This is a genomic window from Streptomyces sp. CMB-StM0423, assembly GCF_002847285.1.
In the GTDB taxonomy this organism is placed as follows: domain Bacteria; phylum Actinomycetota; class Actinomycetes; order Streptomycetales; family Streptomycetaceae; genus Streptomyces.
This window is the reverse complement of the sequence record NZ_CP025407.1, coordinates 4,584,594-4,603,476: the sequence shown is the minus strand read 5'-3', so window position 1 is coordinate 4,603,476 and position 18,883 is coordinate 4,584,594. Positions and strand designations below refer to the sequence as shown.

The 18,883-nt window shown below is 72.7% G+C and carries 14 protein-coding genes; 3 read left to right on the top strand and 11 right to left on the bottom strand.

Features of this window, described 5'->3' with window-relative positions; all coding sequences use genetic code 11:
• Positions 1 to 9 precede the first annotated feature (9 nt).
• From CXR04_RS20075 to CXR04_RS20060, 4 genes are all read right to left on the bottom strand, one after another.
• Complete coding sequence (locus tag CXR04_RS20075; RefSeq protein WP_101423736.1) at positions 10 to 963, bottom strand: sugar kinase; 954 nt, start codon at positions 961 to 963, stop codon at positions 10 to 12.
• An 11-nt stretch (positions 964 to 974) separates the two neighbouring features.
• On the bottom strand, positions 975 to 1,628 hold the full coding sequence (locus CXR04_RS20070; protein ID WP_018841348.1) for an RraA family protein: 654 nt from the start codon (positions 1,626 to 1,628) through the stop codon (positions 975 to 977).
• Positions 1,629 to 1,681: 53 nt separating this feature from the next.
• Positions 1,682 to 2,452: an SDR family oxidoreductase gene (locus tag CXR04_RS20065; protein ID WP_101423735.1), complete on the bottom strand. Its 771-nt coding sequence runs from the start codon at positions 2,450 to 2,452 to the stop codon at positions 1,682 to 1,684.
• Between the two features lie 155 nt (positions 2,453 to 2,607).
• Positions 2,608 to 3,552 (bottom strand): LysR family transcriptional regulator, encoded by a 945-nt coding sequence (locus tag CXR04_RS20060; protein WP_101426487.1) that lies wholly within the window; start codon positions 3,550 to 3,552, stop codon positions 2,608 to 2,610.
• Positions 3,553 to 3,786: 234 nt separating this feature from the next.
• Between CXR04_RS20060 and CXR04_RS20055 the strand changes: the two genes are divergently transcribed.
• A complete protein-coding gene (locus tag CXR04_RS20055) occupies positions 3,787 to 4,293 on the top strand; it encodes a 2,4'-dihydroxyacetophenone dioxygenase family protein (RefSeq protein WP_101423734.1) in 507 nt (168 codons plus the stop codon).
• Between the two features lie 726 nt (positions 4,294 to 5,019).
• Here CXR04_RS20055 and tmk read toward each other — a convergent pair.
• Together tmk and topA are read right to left on the bottom strand one after the other, a co-directional pair.
• Positions 5,020 to 7,923, bottom strand: a complete 2,904-nt coding sequence (gene tmk / locus CXR04_RS20050; RefSeq protein WP_234380351.1) for a dTMP kinase — start codon at positions 7,921 to 7,923, stop codon at positions 5,020 to 5,022.
• A gap of 114 nt (positions 7,924 to 8,037) precedes the next feature.
• Positions 8,038 to 10,953 carry a type I DNA topoisomerase gene (gene topA, locus CXR04_RS20045; protein ID WP_101423733.1) on the bottom strand — a complete coding sequence of 972 codons (2,916 nt, stop codon included), beginning with the start codon at positions 10,951 to 10,953 and terminating at the stop codon, positions 8,038 to 8,040.
• Between the two features lie 386 nt (positions 10,954 to 11,339).
• Here topA and CXR04_RS20040 point away from each other — a divergent pair, with 386 nt between their 5' ends.
• Complete coding sequence (locus CXR04_RS20040) at positions 11,340 to 11,816, top strand: TM2 domain-containing protein (RefSeq protein WP_234380350.1); 477 nt, start codon at positions 11,340 to 11,342, stop codon at positions 11,814 to 11,816.
• Positions 11,817 to 11,952: 136 nt separating this feature from the next.
• The gene (locus tag CXR04_RS20035) at positions 11,953 to 12,333 is read left to right on the top strand and encodes a DUF2752 domain-containing protein (protein WP_234380791.1); all 381 of its coding nucleotides are present in this window, start codon (positions 11,953 to 11,955) and stop codon (positions 12,331 to 12,333) included.
• Between the two features lie 33 nt (positions 12,334 to 12,366).
• On the opposite strand, the gene CXR04_RS20030 is transcribed toward CXR04_RS20035, so the two are convergent.
• From CXR04_RS20030 to bldG, 5 genes are all read right to left on the bottom strand, one after another.
• Positions 12,367 to 13,935: a DUF7059 domain-containing protein gene (locus CXR04_RS20030; RefSeq protein ID WP_101423730.1), complete on the bottom strand. Its 1,569-nt coding sequence runs from the start codon at positions 13,933 to 13,935 to the stop codon at positions 12,367 to 12,369.
• Positions 13,936 to 13,981: 46 nt separating this feature from the next.
• A complete protein-coding gene (locus CXR04_RS20025) occupies positions 13,982 to 14,545 on the bottom strand; it encodes a small secreted protein (RefSeq protein WP_101423729.1) in 564 nt (187 codons plus the stop codon).
• Between the two features lie 225 nt (positions 14,546 to 14,770).
• Positions 14,771 to 17,173 carry a sodium-translocating pyrophosphatase gene (locus tag CXR04_RS20020; RefSeq protein ID WP_234380349.1) on the bottom strand — a complete coding sequence of 801 codons (2,403 nt, stop codon included), beginning with the start codon at positions 17,171 to 17,173 and terminating at the stop codon, positions 14,771 to 14,773.
• Between the two features lie 632 nt (positions 17,174 to 17,805).
• Entirely contained in the window at positions 17,806 to 18,282 is a 477-nt protein-coding gene (locus CXR04_RS20015) for an ATP-binding protein (protein ID WP_101423727.1), read from the bottom strand.
• Between the two features lie 119 nt (positions 18,283 to 18,401).
• Positions 18,402 to 18,743, bottom strand: coding sequence for an anti-sigma factor antagonist BldG (gene bldG, locus CXR04_RS20010; RefSeq protein ID WP_018835875.1), 342 nt, complete (start codon positions 18,741 to 18,743; stop codon positions 18,402 to 18,404).
• Positions 18,744 to 18,883 lie beyond the last annotated feature (140 nt).

Here is an 18,883-nt window from a genome sequence, read left to right as displayed (position 1 = left end):
TCCGTACGGCTACGGGGCTGGTGTGGGAGCGCCGGGGAGCAGCGCGTCCACCGCGGCCCGGTGCGGAATCGGCAGGACCGCTCCCGGTCCGGTGGTGGTGAGCGCGGCGGCGACGGCCGCGTAGCGGGCCGCCTCCAGCGGTACGGCACCCTCCAGGAGCCGGGCCGCGAACGCGCCGTCGAAGGTGTCGCCGGCCCCCGAGGGGTCGACGGCCCGCACCGGGTGGGGCGGAATGCGGGTCACGGTGCCCTCGTGGGCCAGCAGGGCGCCCTGGTCGCCCATCTTGAGCACGACGATGCCGGGGCCGCGGCGCACGAAGGCGCCGAGGACCTCCTCGGGCTCGTGCAGGCCGGTGAGCAGCCTGCCCTCCTCCAGGTTCGGCAGTGCCACATCGCACAGCTCGATGCTGCGCATGACCACCGCGCGGGCCCGTTCGACGGGCCAGAGCGCGGGGCGGTAGTTGGGGTCGTAGCCGATCAGCGTGCCGCTGCCGCGGGCCAGTTCCATGGCGTGGAAGGCCGCGTCGCAGGCGGACGGGCTGATCGCCTGGGTGATCCCGGTGACGTGCAGCATGCGCGCCCGCGCGATCGCCTCGGCCGGCACGTCGGCCGGGGCGAGCCGGCTGGCCGGCGAGTCCGCGCGGTAGTACGTGAACCTGCTGGCCGCGGGCGTACGGGAGATGAAGTAGATCCCGGTACGCCCGCCCGCCTCCCGGACGACGTGCTCGGTACCGACACCCTCGCGCTGCCACAGCCGCAGCAGGGCGTCGCCGAAGTCGTCGTCGCCGATGCGCGTGACGTAGCCGGTGCGCGCGCCGGAGCGCTGCGCGGCCACCGCGAAGTTCGACGAGTCGCCGCCGTAGCCGACGGCGAAGTCGTCGCCAGGCCCGACGGGCTCGCGGCCCTCGGCGCGGGCGTTGAACTCCAGCAGGGGCTCGCCGATCGCGAGGATGTCGTTGTCCATGTCCGCCGCCGTCAGATCCGCTGGTACTTCTCGAGGCCGCCGCGCAGCGAGCCCGACTCGCGGATGAGCCGGGTCTGCTCGCGCTCGCGCTCCTCGATGTCCGTGGCCAGCGCCAGCACCTCGGCGACCAGCTCCAGCGGCACGCACACGACGCCGTCGCTGTCGGCGACGATCAGGTCGCCGGGGCGTACGGACACGCCGCCGACCTCGACCGGCTCGTTGAGCGAGACGGTCCGGTAGCGGCCGACGGTGGTGGCCGGGACGGCGCCGCGGGCGTAGATGGGGAGTTCGGGGTAGTCGCGGCGGATCTCCTCGACGTCCCGTACCCCGGCGTCGAGCACGGCGCCGGCGATCTGGTTGGTGACGGCGCCCGCGGCCATCAGGCCGCCCCACACCGCGACGTCGGCGCCGCCCGCGGCGATGCAGATGACGCTGCCCGGCGCCGACTCGTCGATGGCACGCAGCGCGTGCGTGGGGGGCTCCGACACGTGGGAGGGCACCTCCTGCACCGTCACCGCGGGGCCCACCAACTTGCCCGGCAGCACCGCTTTGATGCTTCCGGTGAGGTAGCCCCGTACGCCCTTCTGCTCCACGGCGTCGGCCACCGAAGCGGTGGCTATGCCGTGGAAGGCCGCGATGGTCTCCGGCGGGATGGTCGTCGTCATCTCGTGTTGGCTCCGATCTCGTACGTGCGTGCTGTATCGCGGCGGCCGGGGTCTCAGCGCGACAGCCAGCCGCCGTCGACGGCCAGGACGTGGCCGTGGACGTAGTCGGCGGCGGGCGAGGCGAGGAACACCACGGGTCCTGCGATGTCGGCGGGGCGGCCCCACCGTCCTGCGGGGATGCGGGCGAGGATCTCGCTGCTGCGGACGCCGTCGGCGCGCAGCTCCGAGGTCACGGCGGTGTCGATGTAGCCGGGGGCCACGGCGTTGACGTTGACGCCGCGGCCGGCCCACTCGTTGGCCAGTGCGCGGGTCAGTCCGACGAGGGCGTGCTTGCTCGACGTATACGACGGGACGTACATCCCGCCCTGGAAGCTGAGCACCGACGCGATGTTGATGATCTTGCCGTAACCGCGCTCCAGCATGCCCGCGCCGATGGCCCGGGTCAGCTCGAATGCGGCGTGCAGGTTCAACTCCACGACGTCGTACCAGTCGGCGTCCCCGAATTCCGCGGCCGGGGCTCTGCGAATGAGCCCCGAATTGTTGACCAGAATGTCCAGGTCGAATCTCTCGACAAGTTGACTGATCTCACCCCTGCGGGCCCCGGCATCGGTCAGGTCGACGTGCACGCGAGTGACGGAAACTCCCAATTCAGCGGCCTCTTTGGCCACCGGGTCGAGATTGTCGCGCTCCGACAGCAATACCAAGTCGGCGCCGACGGCCGCGAGCCCGAGCGCAACTGCACGCCCGATTCCGCTGCCCGCTCCCGTAATGAGCGCACGACGGCCGTGCAGATCCCCGGTCCGGGAATCAGACTCCTCCGTCAACGCCCCTCTCCCTTCATTCGGTCCCAGCCGTGCATGGTTCCGGCTACGGAAACATTAGAAGCGGACTGCCGGGGCGTTAAGACTGAATTGCGAATGACAGTATTCGCAAAGCTGATGTGCCGGGCCGCGCCGGACGGATACGCACGCACGCCCGGTCACGCGGCGGCGGGCACCGCGTGGGTGCCGGCCGGGATCCGGGCCCGGACGATGGCGCGGAGCAGCGTACGGGCCGACGGCGTGAGCGGCCGTGAGGAGTCCCAGCAGACCGCCACGCGGCGCTCCGGGGCCCCCTTCAGCCGCCGTACGCGGACGCCGTCGACGTCGGCGACCTGGGCGGCCAGCGAGTTGGTCACGCCGACGCCGATGCCCTGGCGCACCATCGAGACCAGCGTCTGCGGCTGGTTGGTGGCCTGCACGGGCTCGATCTCGTGGCCGTTGTCGCGGAAGGTCCGGTACGTCTCGAAGTCGGGCGTCTCCGGGGCGTCGAGCCGGCCGATCGACACGATCGGGTGCTCGGCGACGGCGTCGACGGACAGCGGATCCGGCACCTCTGCCAGCGGGTGCTCGCTGGGGTGGATGGCGACCAGCGACTCGCCCCACAGCAGCCGGCTGCGCACCGAGGCGGAGGACGGCGGGGGCGACATCGGGCGCAGGTACACGTCGACGGCGCCGGAGGTGAGGGCGTCGTCCAGCTCCAGCGTCGACCGCTCCACCAGCACCACCCGCACCTCGGGGCTCGTCCGCGCCAGCCCCTGGAGCAGGGCGGGCACGAACGCGGCGCTCGCGCTCGGGTACGAACCGAGCGTCACCACGCCGCGGGCGCCGCTGCGCCACGGGGCCATCGCGGCCTCCGCGGACTCCAGCGCGCGCAGTATCTCGTGGGCGTGGTCGGCGAGGACGACGCCGGCCTCGGTCAGCTCCACGGGACGCTTGCGGCGGTCGAAGAGGGGCAGGCCGATCTCGCGCTCCAGCGCGGCGACGTGCATGCTGACGCGGGGCTGCGACCGCTTGGTGGACTCGGCCGCGGCGACGAAGCTCCCCGTTTCGATGACCGCGAGGAAGGAGACGAACCATTCCAGCCTGACATCCGGGTTCAACATCTTGCCCTCACCCCGCACCGAAGCAGCGCGTCTTCCCGCCCAAACCAGCCCGACCCAGCCCGATCAGCACAACGGCACCAGTGATCAACAGCCGTCCTCAGGCTAAGTTGCGGGCTAGCAAGGGGCAACAGTCGTGCACGGCGTAATGCTCGTGACAGCCATATCCGCCGGGCGAATGCCGCTATTCGAAAGTCGGCCCTTGACCAGCATTCGGACAACTGGCTTCGTGGGGGGATGGCCAATGAAGTAGCCCCCGCCGTCATCGCGGCGACCACGTCGCTGCCGCCCGAACTCGCCGTCGCCGCCGTCCCCGAGGACGAGCGCGTGTGGGTGCCGCAGGCGCCCAATGTGTGGTTCCGGCCGCTGCTCTTCAATACGGTGACGGGCCAGTGGTGCAACCTCTTGAAGGTCACCGCCGCCGGCATCGTCTCCCGGCACCGGCACCCGGGCGCGGTCTTCGGGTACGTGATCAAGGGCAAGTGGCACTACTACGAGCACCCGTGGGTGGCCGAGCAGGGCCACTTCGTCTACGAGCCGCCGGGCGAGATCCACACGCTGGCGGTGCCGGAGGACTGCGCGGAGATGATCACGTTCTTCAACATCAGCGGCGCGATGATCTACCTGGACGAGGAGAACCGGAACACGGGCTACGAGGACGTGTTCACCAAGATCGACATGGCCCGCGCCCACTACGCGGACAACGGCCTGGGCGCGGACTACGTGGACCAGTTCATCCGCTGACAGCCCGCGGCCGGCGCGTACGGACGGGGCGGGGGCGGGGCGCGGGTAGGCCGCGGACGCCGACGCCGACGCCGGCCGGTGCGGAGGCGGGACGTGGCGGCGCACGCGCGCGGGCCGCGGACGTGGATACGCGGCGAACGCGCGTCCCGCGTACGTCGCCGACGCGAGCACCGTCGTAGCCGCGCGTACGTGCCGACGCGACCGCCGTCGAGCAACGTGCACGGCGGACGCGGACACGGCCGTAGTGGCACGTACGCCGCGGACACGAGCACGTCCTGGCCCGCGCACACGACCGCGGTCACGGACGCCCGCGCGGCCGCGGGCCGTGCTCACACGCACGCGCCGCGCTCCCCCGACGCCGGTACGCCCCGCGCGTACCGGCGTCGGTGCGCTTCAGCGACGGGGTCCGGCAGGTGTGCCCGGCGCCGTCTCCCGGGCCAAGGCCCGTACCGGCGGACGGCCCGGCCCGGCAGCCGTCATCGGCTACCGGTACCGCGGGCGATCCGCACCTGCGCGGCAGCGGTCTTCGCGTGCCGGCGCAGCGGCGACGCCCAGCGGGAACGATCGGCGACCGGCCACACGCACGCACGCCTGCCGCAGCCCGCATCTGCGCACCCGGTGGCCGCTGCCGGGGAGCGCCGGTGCCGCAACCGGCCCGGCCCGCCCCGGCAGCGGCCCCGTACACCGGCACGGCGACGCCGCTCAACAGCGGCGCCCCGCAGGGGGTCAGCGGCGGCGGTCTTCGCGGTCTTCTTCGCCGCGGGGGCCCAGGAGTTCGTCGGCCAGGCTGGGGAGGTCGTCCAGGGGGGTCTCCTCCGCCCAGTCCGGACGGGGACGGCGGCGGTCCTGGTCCTCCGGGTCCGGGACCTGCGGCACCTGGAGCGTCTCCTCCGCGTCCGGGTCCGGGACCTGTGGCAGCACGCGGGTCTCCTCCGCGTCGCGCGCGGCGTCCGTGCGCGTCTGCGGCAGCCGGGACGTCTCCTGTATGTCCGGCTCACCGCTCGCCGGCAGCGGCTGCGTGGTGTCGTTCGAGGTACCCGCGCCCGCGGCCGAAGCCGCGGCCTCCGCCGCCAGCCGCTCCTGCTCCGCGCGCAGCAGCGCCTCCTCCGCCTTGCGCTGCTTCTCCTTGCGGCGCTCCTCCGCCTCCCGGCGCAGCCGCGCCTCCTCGTCGGCCTGCCGCCGGATCCGCTCCTCCTCGGCGCGGCGCGCGGCCTCCTCTGCTTCGCGGCGCTTGCGCTCCTCCTCCGCCTGGCGGCGGGCCTCCTCGGCGCGATGCCGGGCCAACTCGGCCTCGCGCTCGGCCTCCAGCCGCTTGGCCTCCTCGATCTCGCGCCGCTTGCGTTCCTCTTCCTCCCGGCGCAGCCGCTCCAACTGCTCCTGCCGCTCCCGCTCCAGCCGCTCTTCCTCGGCCTTGCGCGCGGCTTCCTCGGCCTCCCGGCGCTTGCGCTCCTCCTCGGCCTTGCGGCGGGCCTCCTCCTGGGCGCGCACCTCCTGCTCCGACAGCGGCAGGATCTGGTCCAGGCGGTGCCGTACGGCGGTGGTGACGACCCCGGGGTCCTGCCCGGCGTCGATCACCAGATAGCGCCCCGGGTCCGCGGCGGCCAGCGCCAGGAATCCCGCGCGCACCCGCTCATGGAACTCCGGCGGCTCCGACTCCAGCCGGTCCGGCGCCTCCGTGAACCGCTCCCGTGCCGTCTCCGGCGCGATGTCCAGCAGCACCGTCAGATGCGGCACGAGCCCGCCGGTGGCCCAGCGGTTGATCCGCGCCACCTCGGTCGGCGACAGCTCGCGCCCGCCGCCCTGGTACGCGACGGAGGAGTCGATGTACCGGTCGGTGATGACCACCGCGCCCCGCTCCAGCGCGGGCCGGACGAGGCCGTCCACGTGCTCCGCGCGGTCCGCCGCGTACAGCAGTGCCTCCGCGCGGTGCGAGATCCCGGCGGTGGAGACGTCGAGCAGGATGGAGCGCAGCCGCTGCCCGATGGACGTGGCGCCCGGCTCGCGGGTGACGACGACCTCGTGCCCCTTGTCCCTGATCCACTGCGCCAGCGCCTCGACCTGCGTGGACTTCCCGGCCCCGTCGCCGCCCTCGACGGCGATGAAGAACCCGCTCTCCGCCAGCCCCTCGGCCGGGTCCGCGCCGCGCAGCGCCTCGCGCAGGTCGACGCGGAGCGGGACCCCCTGCCGGTCGTCGGTGCGCACCAGCACCAGTACCGCCACCGGCAGCAGCAGCGCCCCGGCCAGCATGTACGTGAACGCCGCGCCGCCGTGCGCGAAGACCAGGTCGCCCGCCTCCAGGCGGTGCCGGCCGATGGCCGCGGCCAGCAGCGGCGCGCCGATCAGCGCGAGCGCGACGGCGACGCGCGAGACGGCGTGCAGGTGGTCGACGAGCCGGGGCCTGCGGGCCTCCTCGGTCTCCTGCTCCAGCAGCGCGTGCCCGGTGGCGGCGGCGACGCCCGCGGCCGTCCCGGCCAGCAGCGCGCACAGCACTCCCGTCGCCGCGTCGGCCACCAGGCCGACGAGGAGCAGCCCGATCCCGGCGACGCCGACGGCCAGCGCCAGCAGCCGCCGCCGCGACAGCCCCGGCAGCACCCGCGGCGCCGTCCGCACGCCGAGCACGGGACCGGCGGTGGCGGCGAGCGCCAGCAGCGCGTAGGCGATGGTGCCGTCGATGTCGTACGCCTCCTGCGCCTGCAGGACGGCGAGCGCCACGGACGCGGCGAGTGCGGCGGCCGCCGCGGCGCAGGCGGCGACGAGCAGCGGCACCGCGCCCGTACGCCCGCGCTCGGGACCGCCGTCCGCGGCGCGCGGCCGGCGCAGCCCCTCCAGCGGGGAGCGCGCCCGCGCCCCGCCGTCGGGCAGCTCCATGAAGAACAGCACCGAGACCGACGCCGCGAAGAGCCCGGCGGCGAGATACGAGCCCAGCGCACCCGGGTGCCCGTCGAACCAGTCGAACCCGGAGCCCAGCAGCCGGCCGATCCACGCCGTCACCAGCAGCGCGGCGGCACCGAGCGGCAGCGCCCCGTACCCCGTGCGCAGCGACAGCCGGCGCAGCGCGGCGCCGTGGTCGGGCAGCGGCCTTATCGCCGCACCCTCGGGCGGCGGCGCGGGCAGCAGCGCCGGGGCGACGCTGTCCTTGGCGACGATCCACACCCGCTCCGCCGCGCCGGCGACGAAGACGGTGACGAGGATCCAGGTCAGCGCCGAGTCCTGGGTCCAGTCGATCCACAGCGGGGCGACGATGAGCAGCCCCGCACGCACCACGTCCGCGCCGACCATCGTCCAGCGCCGGTCCAGCTTCCCGGTCCCGGACAGCAGCGACCCGACCGGGCCGAGCAGCACGGCACCGAAGACGACCGTCGACAGCAGCCGGACCGCGAAGACCACGCTGACCGTGACCGCCGCGCCGCGATAGCCGCCGCCGAACGAGTCGGCCGCGAGCCCCGCCTGGAGCGCGAGCAGCACGAGGACGAGCATCGCCAGCGCGTCCGCGGTGGCACTCGTGAGATGGGCGCCCCACAACCGCCTCAGTGACGGCACGCGCAGCAGCGCCCGCACGGCGCGCTCGCGCGAGTCCGCGACAAGGCTCTCGGTGGGGTCCGGCGCTGTCGTCGGCTGGTCGGCTCGCATGCGGTCAGCCTAGCGGGACGGGCCGGACCGGCGAGCTCCGCACGAACACTTGCCCGGTTCTGTGGATTACCGGCCGGTTGTGGACAATCCGCGGCCTCCGCCCCCCGCCGGGCGTTACAGGTCCTCGTCCGGCACGTCCGCCTTCGCCGACACGGTCTTCTTCGTCGTGGCCTTCTTCGCCGCCGCCGTCTTCGTCCCGGTCGCCTTCTTCGCCGCGGTCTTCGTCGCCGTCTTCTTCGCGGCGGTCTTCTTCGCCGCCGCCTTCTTGGCCGGCGCCTTCTTGGCCGGCGCCTTCTTCGCGGGAGCCTTCTTCGCCGCGGTCTTGGCGGTCTTCTTCGCCGGCCCCTTCGCCCGCTTCTCCGCCAGCAGCTCGAACCCGCGCTCCGGCGTGATCGACTCCGGCTCGTCCCCGCGGCGCAGCGTCGCGTTCGTCTCGCCGTCGGTCACGTAGGGACCGAAGCGCCCGTCCTTGACCACCACCGGCTTGCCGCTCGCCGGGTCCTCGCCCAGCTCCTTGAGCGGCGGCTTCGCCGCGGCCCGCCCGCGCTGCTTGGGCTGGGCGTAGAGCGCGAGCGCCTCTTCCAGCGTGACCGTGAAGAGCTGGTCCTCGCTCTGCAGCGAGCGCGAGTCGGTGCCCTTCTTCAGGTACGGGCCGAACCGCCCGTTCTGCGCGGTGATCTCCGTGCCGCTCTCCGGGTCGGCGCCCACGACCCGCGGCAGCGACAGCAGCTTCAGCGCGTCCGCCAGCGTCACCGTGTCCAGCGACATCGACTGGAACAGCGACGCCGTCCGCGGCTTCACCGCGTTCTTGCCGGACTGCGGCGTGCCCTCGGGCAGCACCTCGGTCACGTACGGCCCGTAGCGCCCGTCCTTGGCGACGATCTCGCGCCCGCTGTCCGGGTCGGTGCCCAGCTCGTACGCCCCGCTGGGCTTGTCGAGCAGCTCCTCGGCCAGCTCCACGGTCAGCTCGTCCGGCGGCAGTTCGTCCGGCACGTCCGCGCGCCGGTGCTCCTCGGTGTCCCGCTCGCCGCGCTCGACGTACGGCCCGTAGCGCCCGACGCGCAGCACGATGCCCTCGCCCACCGGGAACGTGGACACCTCCCGGGCGTCGATCGCGCCCAGGTCGGTGACCAGCTCCTTCAGCCCCGCGAGGTGGTCGGCGCCGGCCCGCTCCCCGGCGGGGGTGGCGACGTCGTCCGTACCGAAGTAGAAGCGCCGCAGCCACGGCACCGCCTCGGCCTCGCCGCGCGCGATGCGGTCGAGGTCGTCCTCCATCTTGGCGGTGAAGTCGTAGTCGATGTAGCGGCCGAAGTGCTTCTCCATCAGGCCGACGACGGCGAAGGAGAGGAAGGACGGCACCAGGGCCGTGCCCTTCTTGAAGACGTAGCCGCGGTCCAGGATCGTGCCGATGATCGAGGCGTACGTGGACGGGCGGCCGATCTCCCGCTCCTCCAGCTCCTTGACCAGCGTCGCCTCGGTGTAGCGGGCGGGCGGCTTGGTGGCGTGCCCGTCGGCGGTGATCTCCTCGGCGCTCAGCCGGTCGCCCTCGGCGAGCTGCGGCAGCGGCCGGTCGCGGTTGTCGAGGTCGGCGGAGGGGTCGTCGGAGCCCTCGACGTACGCCTTCATGAAGCCGTGGAACGTGATGACCCGGCCGGACGCGGAGAACTCGGCGTCCCGCCCGTCGGCCGCCGTGCCGCCCAGCTTCACCGTCACGGACTGCCCGGTGGCGTCCTTCATCTGCGACGCGACCGTACGCATCCAGATCAGCTCATACAGCCGGAACTCCGTGCCGGACAACCCCGTGTCCGCCGGCGTGCGGAAGCGGTCGCCGGAGGGCCGGATGGCCTCGTGCGCCTCCTGCGCGTTCTTCACCTTGCCCGCGTAGTTCCGCGGCCGGTCCGGCAGGTAGTCGCGCCCGTACAACTGCGTGACCTGCGCCCGCGCGGCGGCGACCGCGGTCTCCGACAGCGTGGTGGAGTCGGTGCGCATATAGGTGATGAAGCCGTTCTCGTACAGCCGCTGGGCCACCTGCATGGTGGCCTTGGCGCCGAGCCCCAGCTTGCGCGACGCCTCCTGCTGCAGCGTGGTCGTACGGAACGGGGCCGAGGGCGAGCGCCGGTACGGCTTCGCCTCGACGCTGCGTACGGCGAAGGCCGTGTCCTGCAGCGCGGCGGCCAGCGCGCGGGCGCTCTCCTCGCTCAGGTGCAGCACGTCGGCCGAGGAACCGCCCTTGAGCTGCCCGTCCTGGCCGAAGTCGCGGCCCTGGGCGATCCGGCGGCCGTCGACCGCGGAGAGCTTGGCGCCGAAGCTGCGGGGGTCGGTGGCGTCGCCGGCGCGGCCGGATGGGGGTACCCCCTGCTCGAGCGAAGCCGAGAGCTTGGGGGAGAAGACACCGGCCAGGTCCCAGTACTCGGCGGAGCGGAACGCGATGCGCTCGCGCTCCCGCTCGACGACGAGGCGGGTGGCGACGGACTGGACCCGGCCGGCGGAGAGCCGGGGCATGACCTTCTTCCACAGCACCGGCGAGACCTCGTACCCGTACAGCCGGTCGAGGATGCGGCGGGTCTCCTGGGCGTCGACGAGTTTCTGGTTGAGCTGGCGCGGGTTGGCGACGGCCTGGCGGATCGCGTCCTTGGTGATCTCGTGGAAGACCATCCGGTGCACCGGGACCTTGGGCTTCAGCACCTCCAGCAGGTGCCAGGCGATGGCCTCGCCCTCGCGGTCCTCATCCGTCGCGAGATACAGCTCGTCCGACTCGGCCAGCAGTTTCTTCAACTTGCTGACCTGTTGCTTTTTATCGCTGTTCACCACATACAGCGGCTCGAAGTCATGATCGACGTTCACCCCGAGCCGCGCCCAGGACTCCCCCTTGTATTTCGCCGGCACCTCGGCGGCGCCGTTCGGGAGATCGCGGATGTGCCCGACGCTCGACTCGACCTCGTAGCCGGGGCCCAGATAGCCCTTGATCGTCTTCGCCTTGGCAGGCGACTCCACGATGACGAGTCGGCGGGTCTTGCTGGTGGCGGACAACTTCGGCTCTCTCTTCTCCGGTCGGAAGCTGGCAGCGATCTGGTGGGGGGATTCGCGGCGATCTTGCCGGTGGTCGTTATCGGTGGGCCTTGTGGGACCTCTTGTGGACGGCTGTGCGGGTCGTACGTCGCTGTGCTGGGCGTTGCTGCGGAGTGTGACGGTACAACCCGCCCCCGTGTCAAGCGGCTAAAACCCGGGGCGCCACTCGAACGGTAACCCGACAAGCCGCCTAGCTCCCGCACAGGGCACATTCCGGTCGTGGTGGCCTGTATCGCACAGCCCCTTGACAGCAGCCAGTACTACGGATGGGAGTATGGGCGTCCGACCGCGCCGCGAGGCCCGTTCGGAGCCCACCACTTCAGACATCCGACCGGGGGGACGTACCAGTGTCCGATCCGTATCAGAATCCTTATGGCCAGCAGCCCGGACAGCCGGGCCAGCCCGGGCAGCCGGGGCAGCAGCCCCAGCCGGGATACGGCTATCCGCAGTACGGCCAGCAGGACCCGAACCAGAACCCGTACGCGCAGCAGGCAGGCCAGCAGCCGGGGTACGGCTACCCGGGTGGTCAGCCCGGCGGTCTCCCGCAGGCCCCGGCCGCCGCGGCGGGCTACGACCCGAACGCTCCGTACGGCTACGACCCGCACGGCCGTCCGTACTCGGACAAGTCCAAGATCGTCGCGGGCGTGCTGCAGCTCTTCATCGGCACGCTGGGCATCGGCCGCTTCTACACCGGGCACACCGGCATGGCCATCGCCCAGCTCCTCACCTGCGGCGGCGTGGGCATCTGGGCCCTCATCGACGGCATCATGATCCTCGTCAGCGACGACAAGACCGATGCCAAGGGCCGCGTCCTCCGCTCCTGACGCCGACAGCCCTCCGGCGCCCCCTGGGCACCCGGACCCGCCGCCTCCCGTTTCCCCGCGACCGGAGACGGCGGGTACCGCACCCCCGCGGCCGGCGGAGGGCGTACGGCGCAGGGGCGCGGCGCGCGTACGGCGCCTGCTGCGCCGGCCGGCCACCGCACCGCTCGCACTGGCGGCGGCGGGGGCCGCGGGCGCGGCGTACCTCTACGGCACGAACCCCCACGAGCCGGGGCACTGGCTGCCCCGCTGCCCGTTCAACTGGGCCACAGGACTGGACTGTCCCGCCTGCGGCGCTACCCGCATGGCGTACGACCTCCTCCACGGCGACCTCGGCTCCGCCTTCCACAGCAACGCCCTGATGCTGCTGCTCGGCCTGCCGTTCGCGGCGGTGCTCTACGGCCGCTGGCTGTACGAGGGCCTGCGCGGGCGCCGCTGGCGGCCGTCCTTCGGGCGGCTCGGCACGGCGGCGGTGCTGGGCGTGGCGGTGGTGTGGGCCGTGGTGCGGAACGTGGCGTGACCCCGCCCCGGCGCGGGCCGGGTCCGCCAGGACTCAGCCCGCCGGGGCCAGGAACCCCTGCTCCACCAGCAGCCTGATCATCTCCGGCGTACGCTCCCGCAGCGCCGCCGGGTCCGCCGCCAGCACCTGCGCGATGGCGTCCAGGATGACCCCCGCGGGCAGCGTCCCGTCGCACGCGCCGGCGAAGCCCGCGGAGACCGTGTCCACCCGCGTCGCCCGCCGCATCCCCAGCTCCCGGCGCAGCACCACGTGCTCCGGGTCCTCCTCACCCGGTCGGCCCACCTGCTCCTGCACCACGTCGTCCGCGAGCCGGAACGTCGTCGCGAGCAGCGCCGCGTCGTCCGTACGGCGCAGGAAGTCCTGCCGCGCGAAGTGCTCCACCACGGCCGCGCCGAGCGGCTGTTCGACGGCGTGCGGCCAGTCCTCGACGGTGACCGCGGGTTCCGCCGCGTCCGTACGGCGCAGGGTGATCCAGCCGAAGCCGACCGCGCGGGTGCGGGTGGCGGCGAAGGCGTCGAGCCAGTCGTCGTAGCGGGCGGCGTACGCCGCGGGGTCGGCGTGGTCGCCCGCGTCGCGCAGCCACAGCTCGGCGTACTGCGTGACGTCCTGCACCTCCCGCTGCACGATCCACGCGTCGCAGCCGGGCGGCACCCAGCCCGCGACGCGCTCGCGCCAGTCCTCGTCCTCGACGTGCTGCCAGTTGGCGAGGAGCTGGCAGTAGCCGCCCTCGGCGAGGTGTCCCGCGGCTCCGGCGACCAGCGTGCGGCAGAGCTCGTCGCCGGCCATGCCGCCGTCGCGGTAGGTCAGCCGGGCGGCGGGCGAGATGACGAACGGCGGGTTGGAGACGATCAGGTCGTACCGCTCGCCGGCCACCGGCTCGAAGAGCGACCCGGCCCGCAGGTCCGCGGTGGGCGCGCCGGAGAGGGCGAGCGTGAGCCGGGCGCAGTCGAGGGCGCGGGGGTTGACGTCGGTGGCGGTGACGGCGTCGGCGCGGGCGCCGGCGTGCAGCGCCTGGATCCCCGAGCCGGTGCCGAGGTCGAGTACGCGCCCGCCGTCGAGCGGCACGGTGAGCCCGGCGAGCGTCGTGGAGGCGCCGCCGACGCCGAGGACGAGATCCGCGCCGGACGCACCGGGTGGCCCGGTTCCGTACGCACCGGCCCGCCGTGCCCCGGCGGCACCCCCCACCGCGCAGCCCAGATCCGAGACGATCCACCAGTCCTGTCCCTCGGGGCCGCTGTACGGCCGGACGTCGACCACGGCCCGTACCGCCTCGCCGTCCTCCCGCACCCAGCCGTCCGTGAGGCACGCGGCCAGCGGCAGCACCGCCTCGGCGTGCGCCCGGGGGACGGCGTGCTGGAGGAGGAAGAGCCGGGTCAGGGTGGCGAGCGCCGGCGGCGTCCCGCCGGGCGGCCACCGGGTCGCCCGCTCGGCGGGGACGGTCTCGCTGCGCGCGAGGGCCGCGTACGCGGGGGCGCCCAGGAGGTCCAGCAGGCCGTCGGCGGTGAAGCCCGCCGCGAGCAGCGCCGCGCGCAGCTCGGCGGCGCCGTCGGGGAAGGGGAAGTCGGGGAGGGGAAGATCGTCGGTCGCGCTCACGGGCACCATTGTGCTGCCGCCGCGGCCGCCCCGCCGACCAGCCCGCCGCGTGCCCCTACGCCTTCTGCGACGGCTTGGCCTTCGACTTCTGGCAGCCCTCCTGCTCGGCCAGCGCCTGGCCGACCTCGCCCGCCTGCAGCTTGTTCAGCGCCTGGTCGCCGCTCTTGCTGATCTTGTCGGCCTCGCCCGCCAGCTCGCGCAGGCCCTCCGCGAACGCCGCCTGGTCCTTGACGTCCAGGTCCTCCACCTGCTTCTGCAGGTCCGCGTACGCCGAGGCCACCTGCTGCAGCTCGGTCACGGCACCGCCGTGGGTGTTCTTGCCGTCGTCGACCGGCGGCGCGCCCACCTTGTTCACGGCCTTGCTCATCGCCGTGTACGCCTCGGAGATCTCGCCGAACGCCTGGGCGTCCGCCTCCTGCACCTTCCGGGGGTCCTTCTCGGTCGTCGCCTCGCCGATGGCGAGGTTGGCCTGGTCCCGCTTCTGCAGCTCCGGCTGGATCCGGTCGCAGAGGGAGCCCGCCCACTTCTGGACCTCCGCCCCGTTGTCATCGCTGCAGCCGGTCGCCGCGAGCAGCGTGACGGCGGCACCGGCCAGGGCGGCGGCAAGCTTCTTGTTCACCGGATCATCCCTTCGAGACTGAGACACCCGGAACATACACCGGCACCCCGCCGGTACGACGAATCGCCGGGGCCGCACGCCGCGTCGTGCACCATTTGCCACAACTGCCACAGCAGATCACCGCAGTCACAGGAGTAACAGCGGCCCCGCCGAGAACCACCACACCCCGCCGGCCGGGAGCTGTGTCGCCTCCCGGCCGGCGGGGTGTGGTGCCGTGGCCCGGTCTCAGCCGTTGACCACCGCCGGATCGGTCGACGACGTCGGCGACGGGCCGGTGGGCGCCGTGGTCTCCGACTCCTCGTCACCGACCGCGATGCCGCGGCGCTTGGAGATGTACACGGCACCGGCGATGATCCCGATGGCCGCGATCGCGATGACAGCCCGTACCCCGAGGTTGGCGTCGTCACCGTACGAGAACTTCACCACCGCCGGCGCGATCAGCAGCGCCACCAGGTTCATCACCTTCAGCAGCGGGTTGATCGCCGGGCCCGCGGTGTCCTTGAACGGGTCACCGACCGTGTCGCCGATCACCGTGGCGGCGTGGGCCTCACTGCCCTTGCCGCCGTGGTGGCCGTCCTCGACGAGCTTCTTGGCGTTGTCCCAGGCGCCGCCCGAGTTGGCCAGGAAGACCGCCATCAGCACGCCCGCGCCGATGGCACCGGCGAGGAACGAGGCCAGCGCGCCGACGCCGAACGTGAAGCCGACCGCGATCGGCGCCATGACGGCGAGCAGACCGGGCGTACGCAGCTCGCGCAGCGCGTCCCGGGTGCAGATGTCGACGACCTTGCCGTACTCCGGCTCCTCCGAGTAGTCCATGATCCCCGGGTGCTCGCGGAACTGCCGGCGCACCTCGAAGACCACCGCGCCCGCGGAGCGGGAGACGGCGTTGATCGCCAGACCGGAGAAGAGGAAGACGACCGCGGCACCGAGGATGAGGCCGACGAGGTTGTTCGGCTGCCCGATGTCCAGGCTGAGGGCCAGCGGGTTGCCGACGTTCGTCGCCTCCGACACCGCCTCGTTGACCGCGTCGCGGTACGAGCCGAAGAGCGCCGCCGCCGCGAGGACCGCGGTGGCGATGGCGATGCCCTTGGTGATGGCCTTGGTGGTGTTGCCGACCGCGTCCAGGTTGGTGAGGACCTGGGCGCCGTCGCCCTCGACGTCGCCGGACATCTCGGCGATGCCCTGGGCGTTGTCGGAGACCGGGCCGAAGGTGTCCATCGCGACGATGACGCCGACGGTGGTCAGCAGGCCGGTGCCGGCCAGGGCCACCGCGAAGAGCGCCAGCATGATGGACGTACCGCCGAGCAGGAACGCGCCGTAGACGCTGAGACCGATGAGGACCGCGGTGTAGACGGCGGACTCCAGGCCGATGGAGATGCCGGCGAGCACCACCGTGGCCGGGCCGGTCAGCGAGGTCTTGCCGATGTCCCGTACGGGACGGCGGTTGGTCTCGGTGAAGTAGCCGGTGAGCTGCTGGATGACCGCCGCGAGCACGATGCCGATGGCGACCGCGACGAGCGCGAGCACCTGCGGGTTGCCGTCGTGCTCGGCGATGCCGGCGCCGACGCCGTCGAGGTCCGTGTACGACGAGGGCAGGTACGCGAAGACGGCGATGGCCACCATCACCAGGGAGATCACCGCGGAGATGAAGAAGCCGCGGTTGATGGCGGTCATGCCGCTGCGGTCGCTGGCCTTGGGCGCCACGACGAAGACGCCGATCATGGCGGTGACCACGCCGATCGCCGGAACGATCAGCGGGAAGGCGAGACCGGCGTCACCGAGGGCGACCTTGCCCAGGATGAGCGCGGCGACCAGGGTGACGGCGTACGACTCGAAGAGGTCGGCCGCCATGCCGGCGCAGTCGCCGACGTTGTCGCCGACGTTGTCGGCGATGGTGGCGGCGTTGCGCGGGTCGTCCTCGGGGATGCCCTGCTCGACCTTGCCGACGAGGTCGGCGCCGACGTCCGCGGCCTTGGTGAAGATGCCGCCGCCGACACGCATGAACATCGCGATCAGCGCGGCGCCGAGGCCAAAGCCCTCCAGCACCTTGGGCGCGTCGGCCGCGTAGACGAGCACGACGCTGCACGCGCCGAGCAGGCCGAGGCCGACGGTGAACATGCCGACGACGCCGCCGGTGCGGAACGCGAGCTTGGTCGCCTCGTGGCTCACCGCGGTGAGGTCCTTGGCGGGCTCGCCCTCGCGCGGAGTGGCGGCGCGCGCGGCGGCTGCCACGCGCACGTTGCTGCGGACCGCGAGCCACATGCCGATGTACCCGGTCGCGGCCGAGAATGCGGCACCGACCAGGAAGAAGATCGAGCGTCCCGCCCGCTCCGACCAGTCGTCCGCGGGCAACAGGAAGAGCAGGAAGAACACCACGGCCGCGAAGATGGCGATGGTGCGCAACTGGCGGGCCAGATAGGCGTTCGCACCTTCCTGTACCGCCGCCGCGATCTTCTTCATATTGTCTGTGCCCTCGCCGGCGGCGAGTACCTGACGGAGCAAGACCACGGCGACCGCGAGTGCGGCAAGCGCGACCACGGCGATGATCGCCACGATGGCCCGGTTGCCGCTGGTGAGTTCCACGGCCAGTAGGTGGTCCTGCTGTAGTGGGGTGAAATGCCCCGCCATTCGTCCTCCTTGACGTACGGCACATGGGCGCGCGGCAGCCCCGACTGCGGGTATGGGCGGTCGGGGTTTGGGCGGCCGCAGCGCTCAGGCGTCCTGAGCTGCAAGTTGTGGACGGATTGTAGGGAGCGGAACTAGATCAAAACAGAGCGTCCCCGGGGGAATTCGGCTCCGACGACGATCAATGCGGTGACGAGCGTCTGTCAATTCGCTCGAAAGAGGGATGCGGGAACGGCGGGGCAATGCCGGGAAAATGATCTCCGGGCCCGGAGAAAGCGCTGATCAGAAGCTCCTTGATCTTGAAATGCCCGGGTCAAGGGGTGGGTTGGGGGAGGGCCGGGGGGCGGGCGGCGCGGCGGTTGGCCGGAGTTGATCGGCACCGGGCGGGGGAAGCCGCAAGGTGGCAGGGGTTTGCCGTACGGGCCCGGGGGCGCGTGGGGGCCGGGTGCGGGGGTACGGGCGGGCGTGCCGCGCGCGGGTGGGCCGGTTCTGCCGTACGCCCCCGGACAGCCGTGGGCCTCAGGCCGGCGTAGGGGCCTCAGCGCGCCGTACGCGCCTCAGGGCGGCCGTACGGGGATCAGGGCCCCGTACGGGACGAGGAACCGCCGTACGGCCCGCAGAGGGCCGTACGGGCGTCAGGAGCCCGCTGCCGCGGGGGCGGCCGGCCAGCTCATCCGGATCGTGCCGCCGGACTCGCCCGCGGTGACTTCGACGTCGTCGACCAGCCCGCTGATGACCGCGAGACCCATCTCGTCGTCTATGTCCGACTCGTCGCCGCCCGGGCCGCTCGCGTTCCCGTCGCCGTCCGGGTCGGGGTGGGTCTCGGCGGTGCTGCGGGCGGCGGGCACGTGGCCGGGAACGGTCGGCGCGTCGTCGCCGACCTCGATGGAGAACTTCTTCTCCTCCTCGGTGAGCACCACCCGCACCGGACCCGAGAGCCCGTTGTGCTGGTGCAGCCCCACGGCGCGCAGGCAGGCTTCGCCCACGGCGAGGCGCACCTCGTCGAGCACCGCCTCGTCCACACCCGCCCGGCGCGCGACCGCGGCCGCCACCAGGCGGGCCGTGCGGACGTGCTCGGGAAGGGCACTGAAGCGCAATTCAACGGTGGGCATGCCATCCCCTTCACGTCATCCCACGCCATCCCGTACGCCACGGGATGCATCCGTACCGGAGCCAACCGCGGAGGGACCCGGCGCGCGGCCCGGTCCCTCCGCCTGTATGGCGTCCTGAGTCAGTCCTTCGCGGCGACGGCTTCGTCGACCGAGGTGTGGATGGGGAACACCTTGGTCAGGCCCGTGATACGGAAGATCTTCAGAATGCGCTCCTGGTTGCAGACAAGGCGCAGCGAGCCCTCGTGGGCCCGGACCCGCTTCAGTCCGCCGACGAGGACACCCAGGCCGGTGGAGTCGAGGAAGTCGACGCGCTCCATGTCGACGACCAGGTGGTAGCTGCCGTCGTTGACCAGCTCGACCAACTGCTCACGCAGCTTGGGGGCGGTATACACATCAATCTCGCCACCGACTTCGACGACCGTGCGGTCGCCCACGGTACGAGTCGACAGGGACAGGTCCACGGATCCTCCAGCACCTTTCAGCGAGCGGCTGCCCCGGGCGTCCCCCGCCGTCCGGCCGGAGACGGATCGGCATCCGCCATGGCATTCAATCACTTACCCCCGGGCGTGCACGACGCCTTGGGGTCATTGTCCGTCGCATC

Excerpts from the sequence above, each read along its gene's own strand:
- CXR04_RS20075 (WP_101423736.1), bottom strand. The coding sequence starts at position 963 with ATGGACAACGACATCCTCGCGATCGGCGAGCCCCTGCTGGAGTTCAAC.
- CXR04_RS20015 (WP_101423727.1), bottom strand. The coding sequence starts at position 18,282 with ATGCCCACCGTTGAATTGCGCTTCAGTGCCCTTCCCGAGCACGTCCGC.
- tmk (WP_234380351.1), bottom strand. The coding sequence starts at position 7,923 with ATGCGAGCCGACCAGCCGACGACAGCGCCGGACCCCACCGAGAGCCTT.
- CXR04_RS20060 (WP_101426487.1), bottom strand. The coding sequence starts at position 3,552 with ATGTTGAACCCGGATGTCAGGCTGGAATGGTTCGTCTCCTTCCTCGCG.
- CXR04_RS20030 (WP_101423730.1), bottom strand. The coding sequence starts at position 13,935 with ATGGTGCCCGTGAGCGCGACCGACGATCTTCCCCTCCCCGACTTCCCC.
- CXR04_RS20020 (WP_234380349.1), bottom strand. The coding sequence starts at position 17,173 with ATGGCGGGGCATTTCACCCCACTACAGCAGGACCACCTACTGGCCGTG.
- CXR04_RS20055 (WP_101423734.1), top strand. The coding sequence starts at position 3,787 with ATGGCCAATGAAGTAGCCCCCGCCGTCATCGCGGCGACCACGTCGCTG.
- CXR04_RS20070 (WP_018841348.1), bottom strand. The coding sequence starts at position 1,628 with ATGACGACGACCATCCCGCCGGAGACCATCGCGGCCTTCCACGGCATA.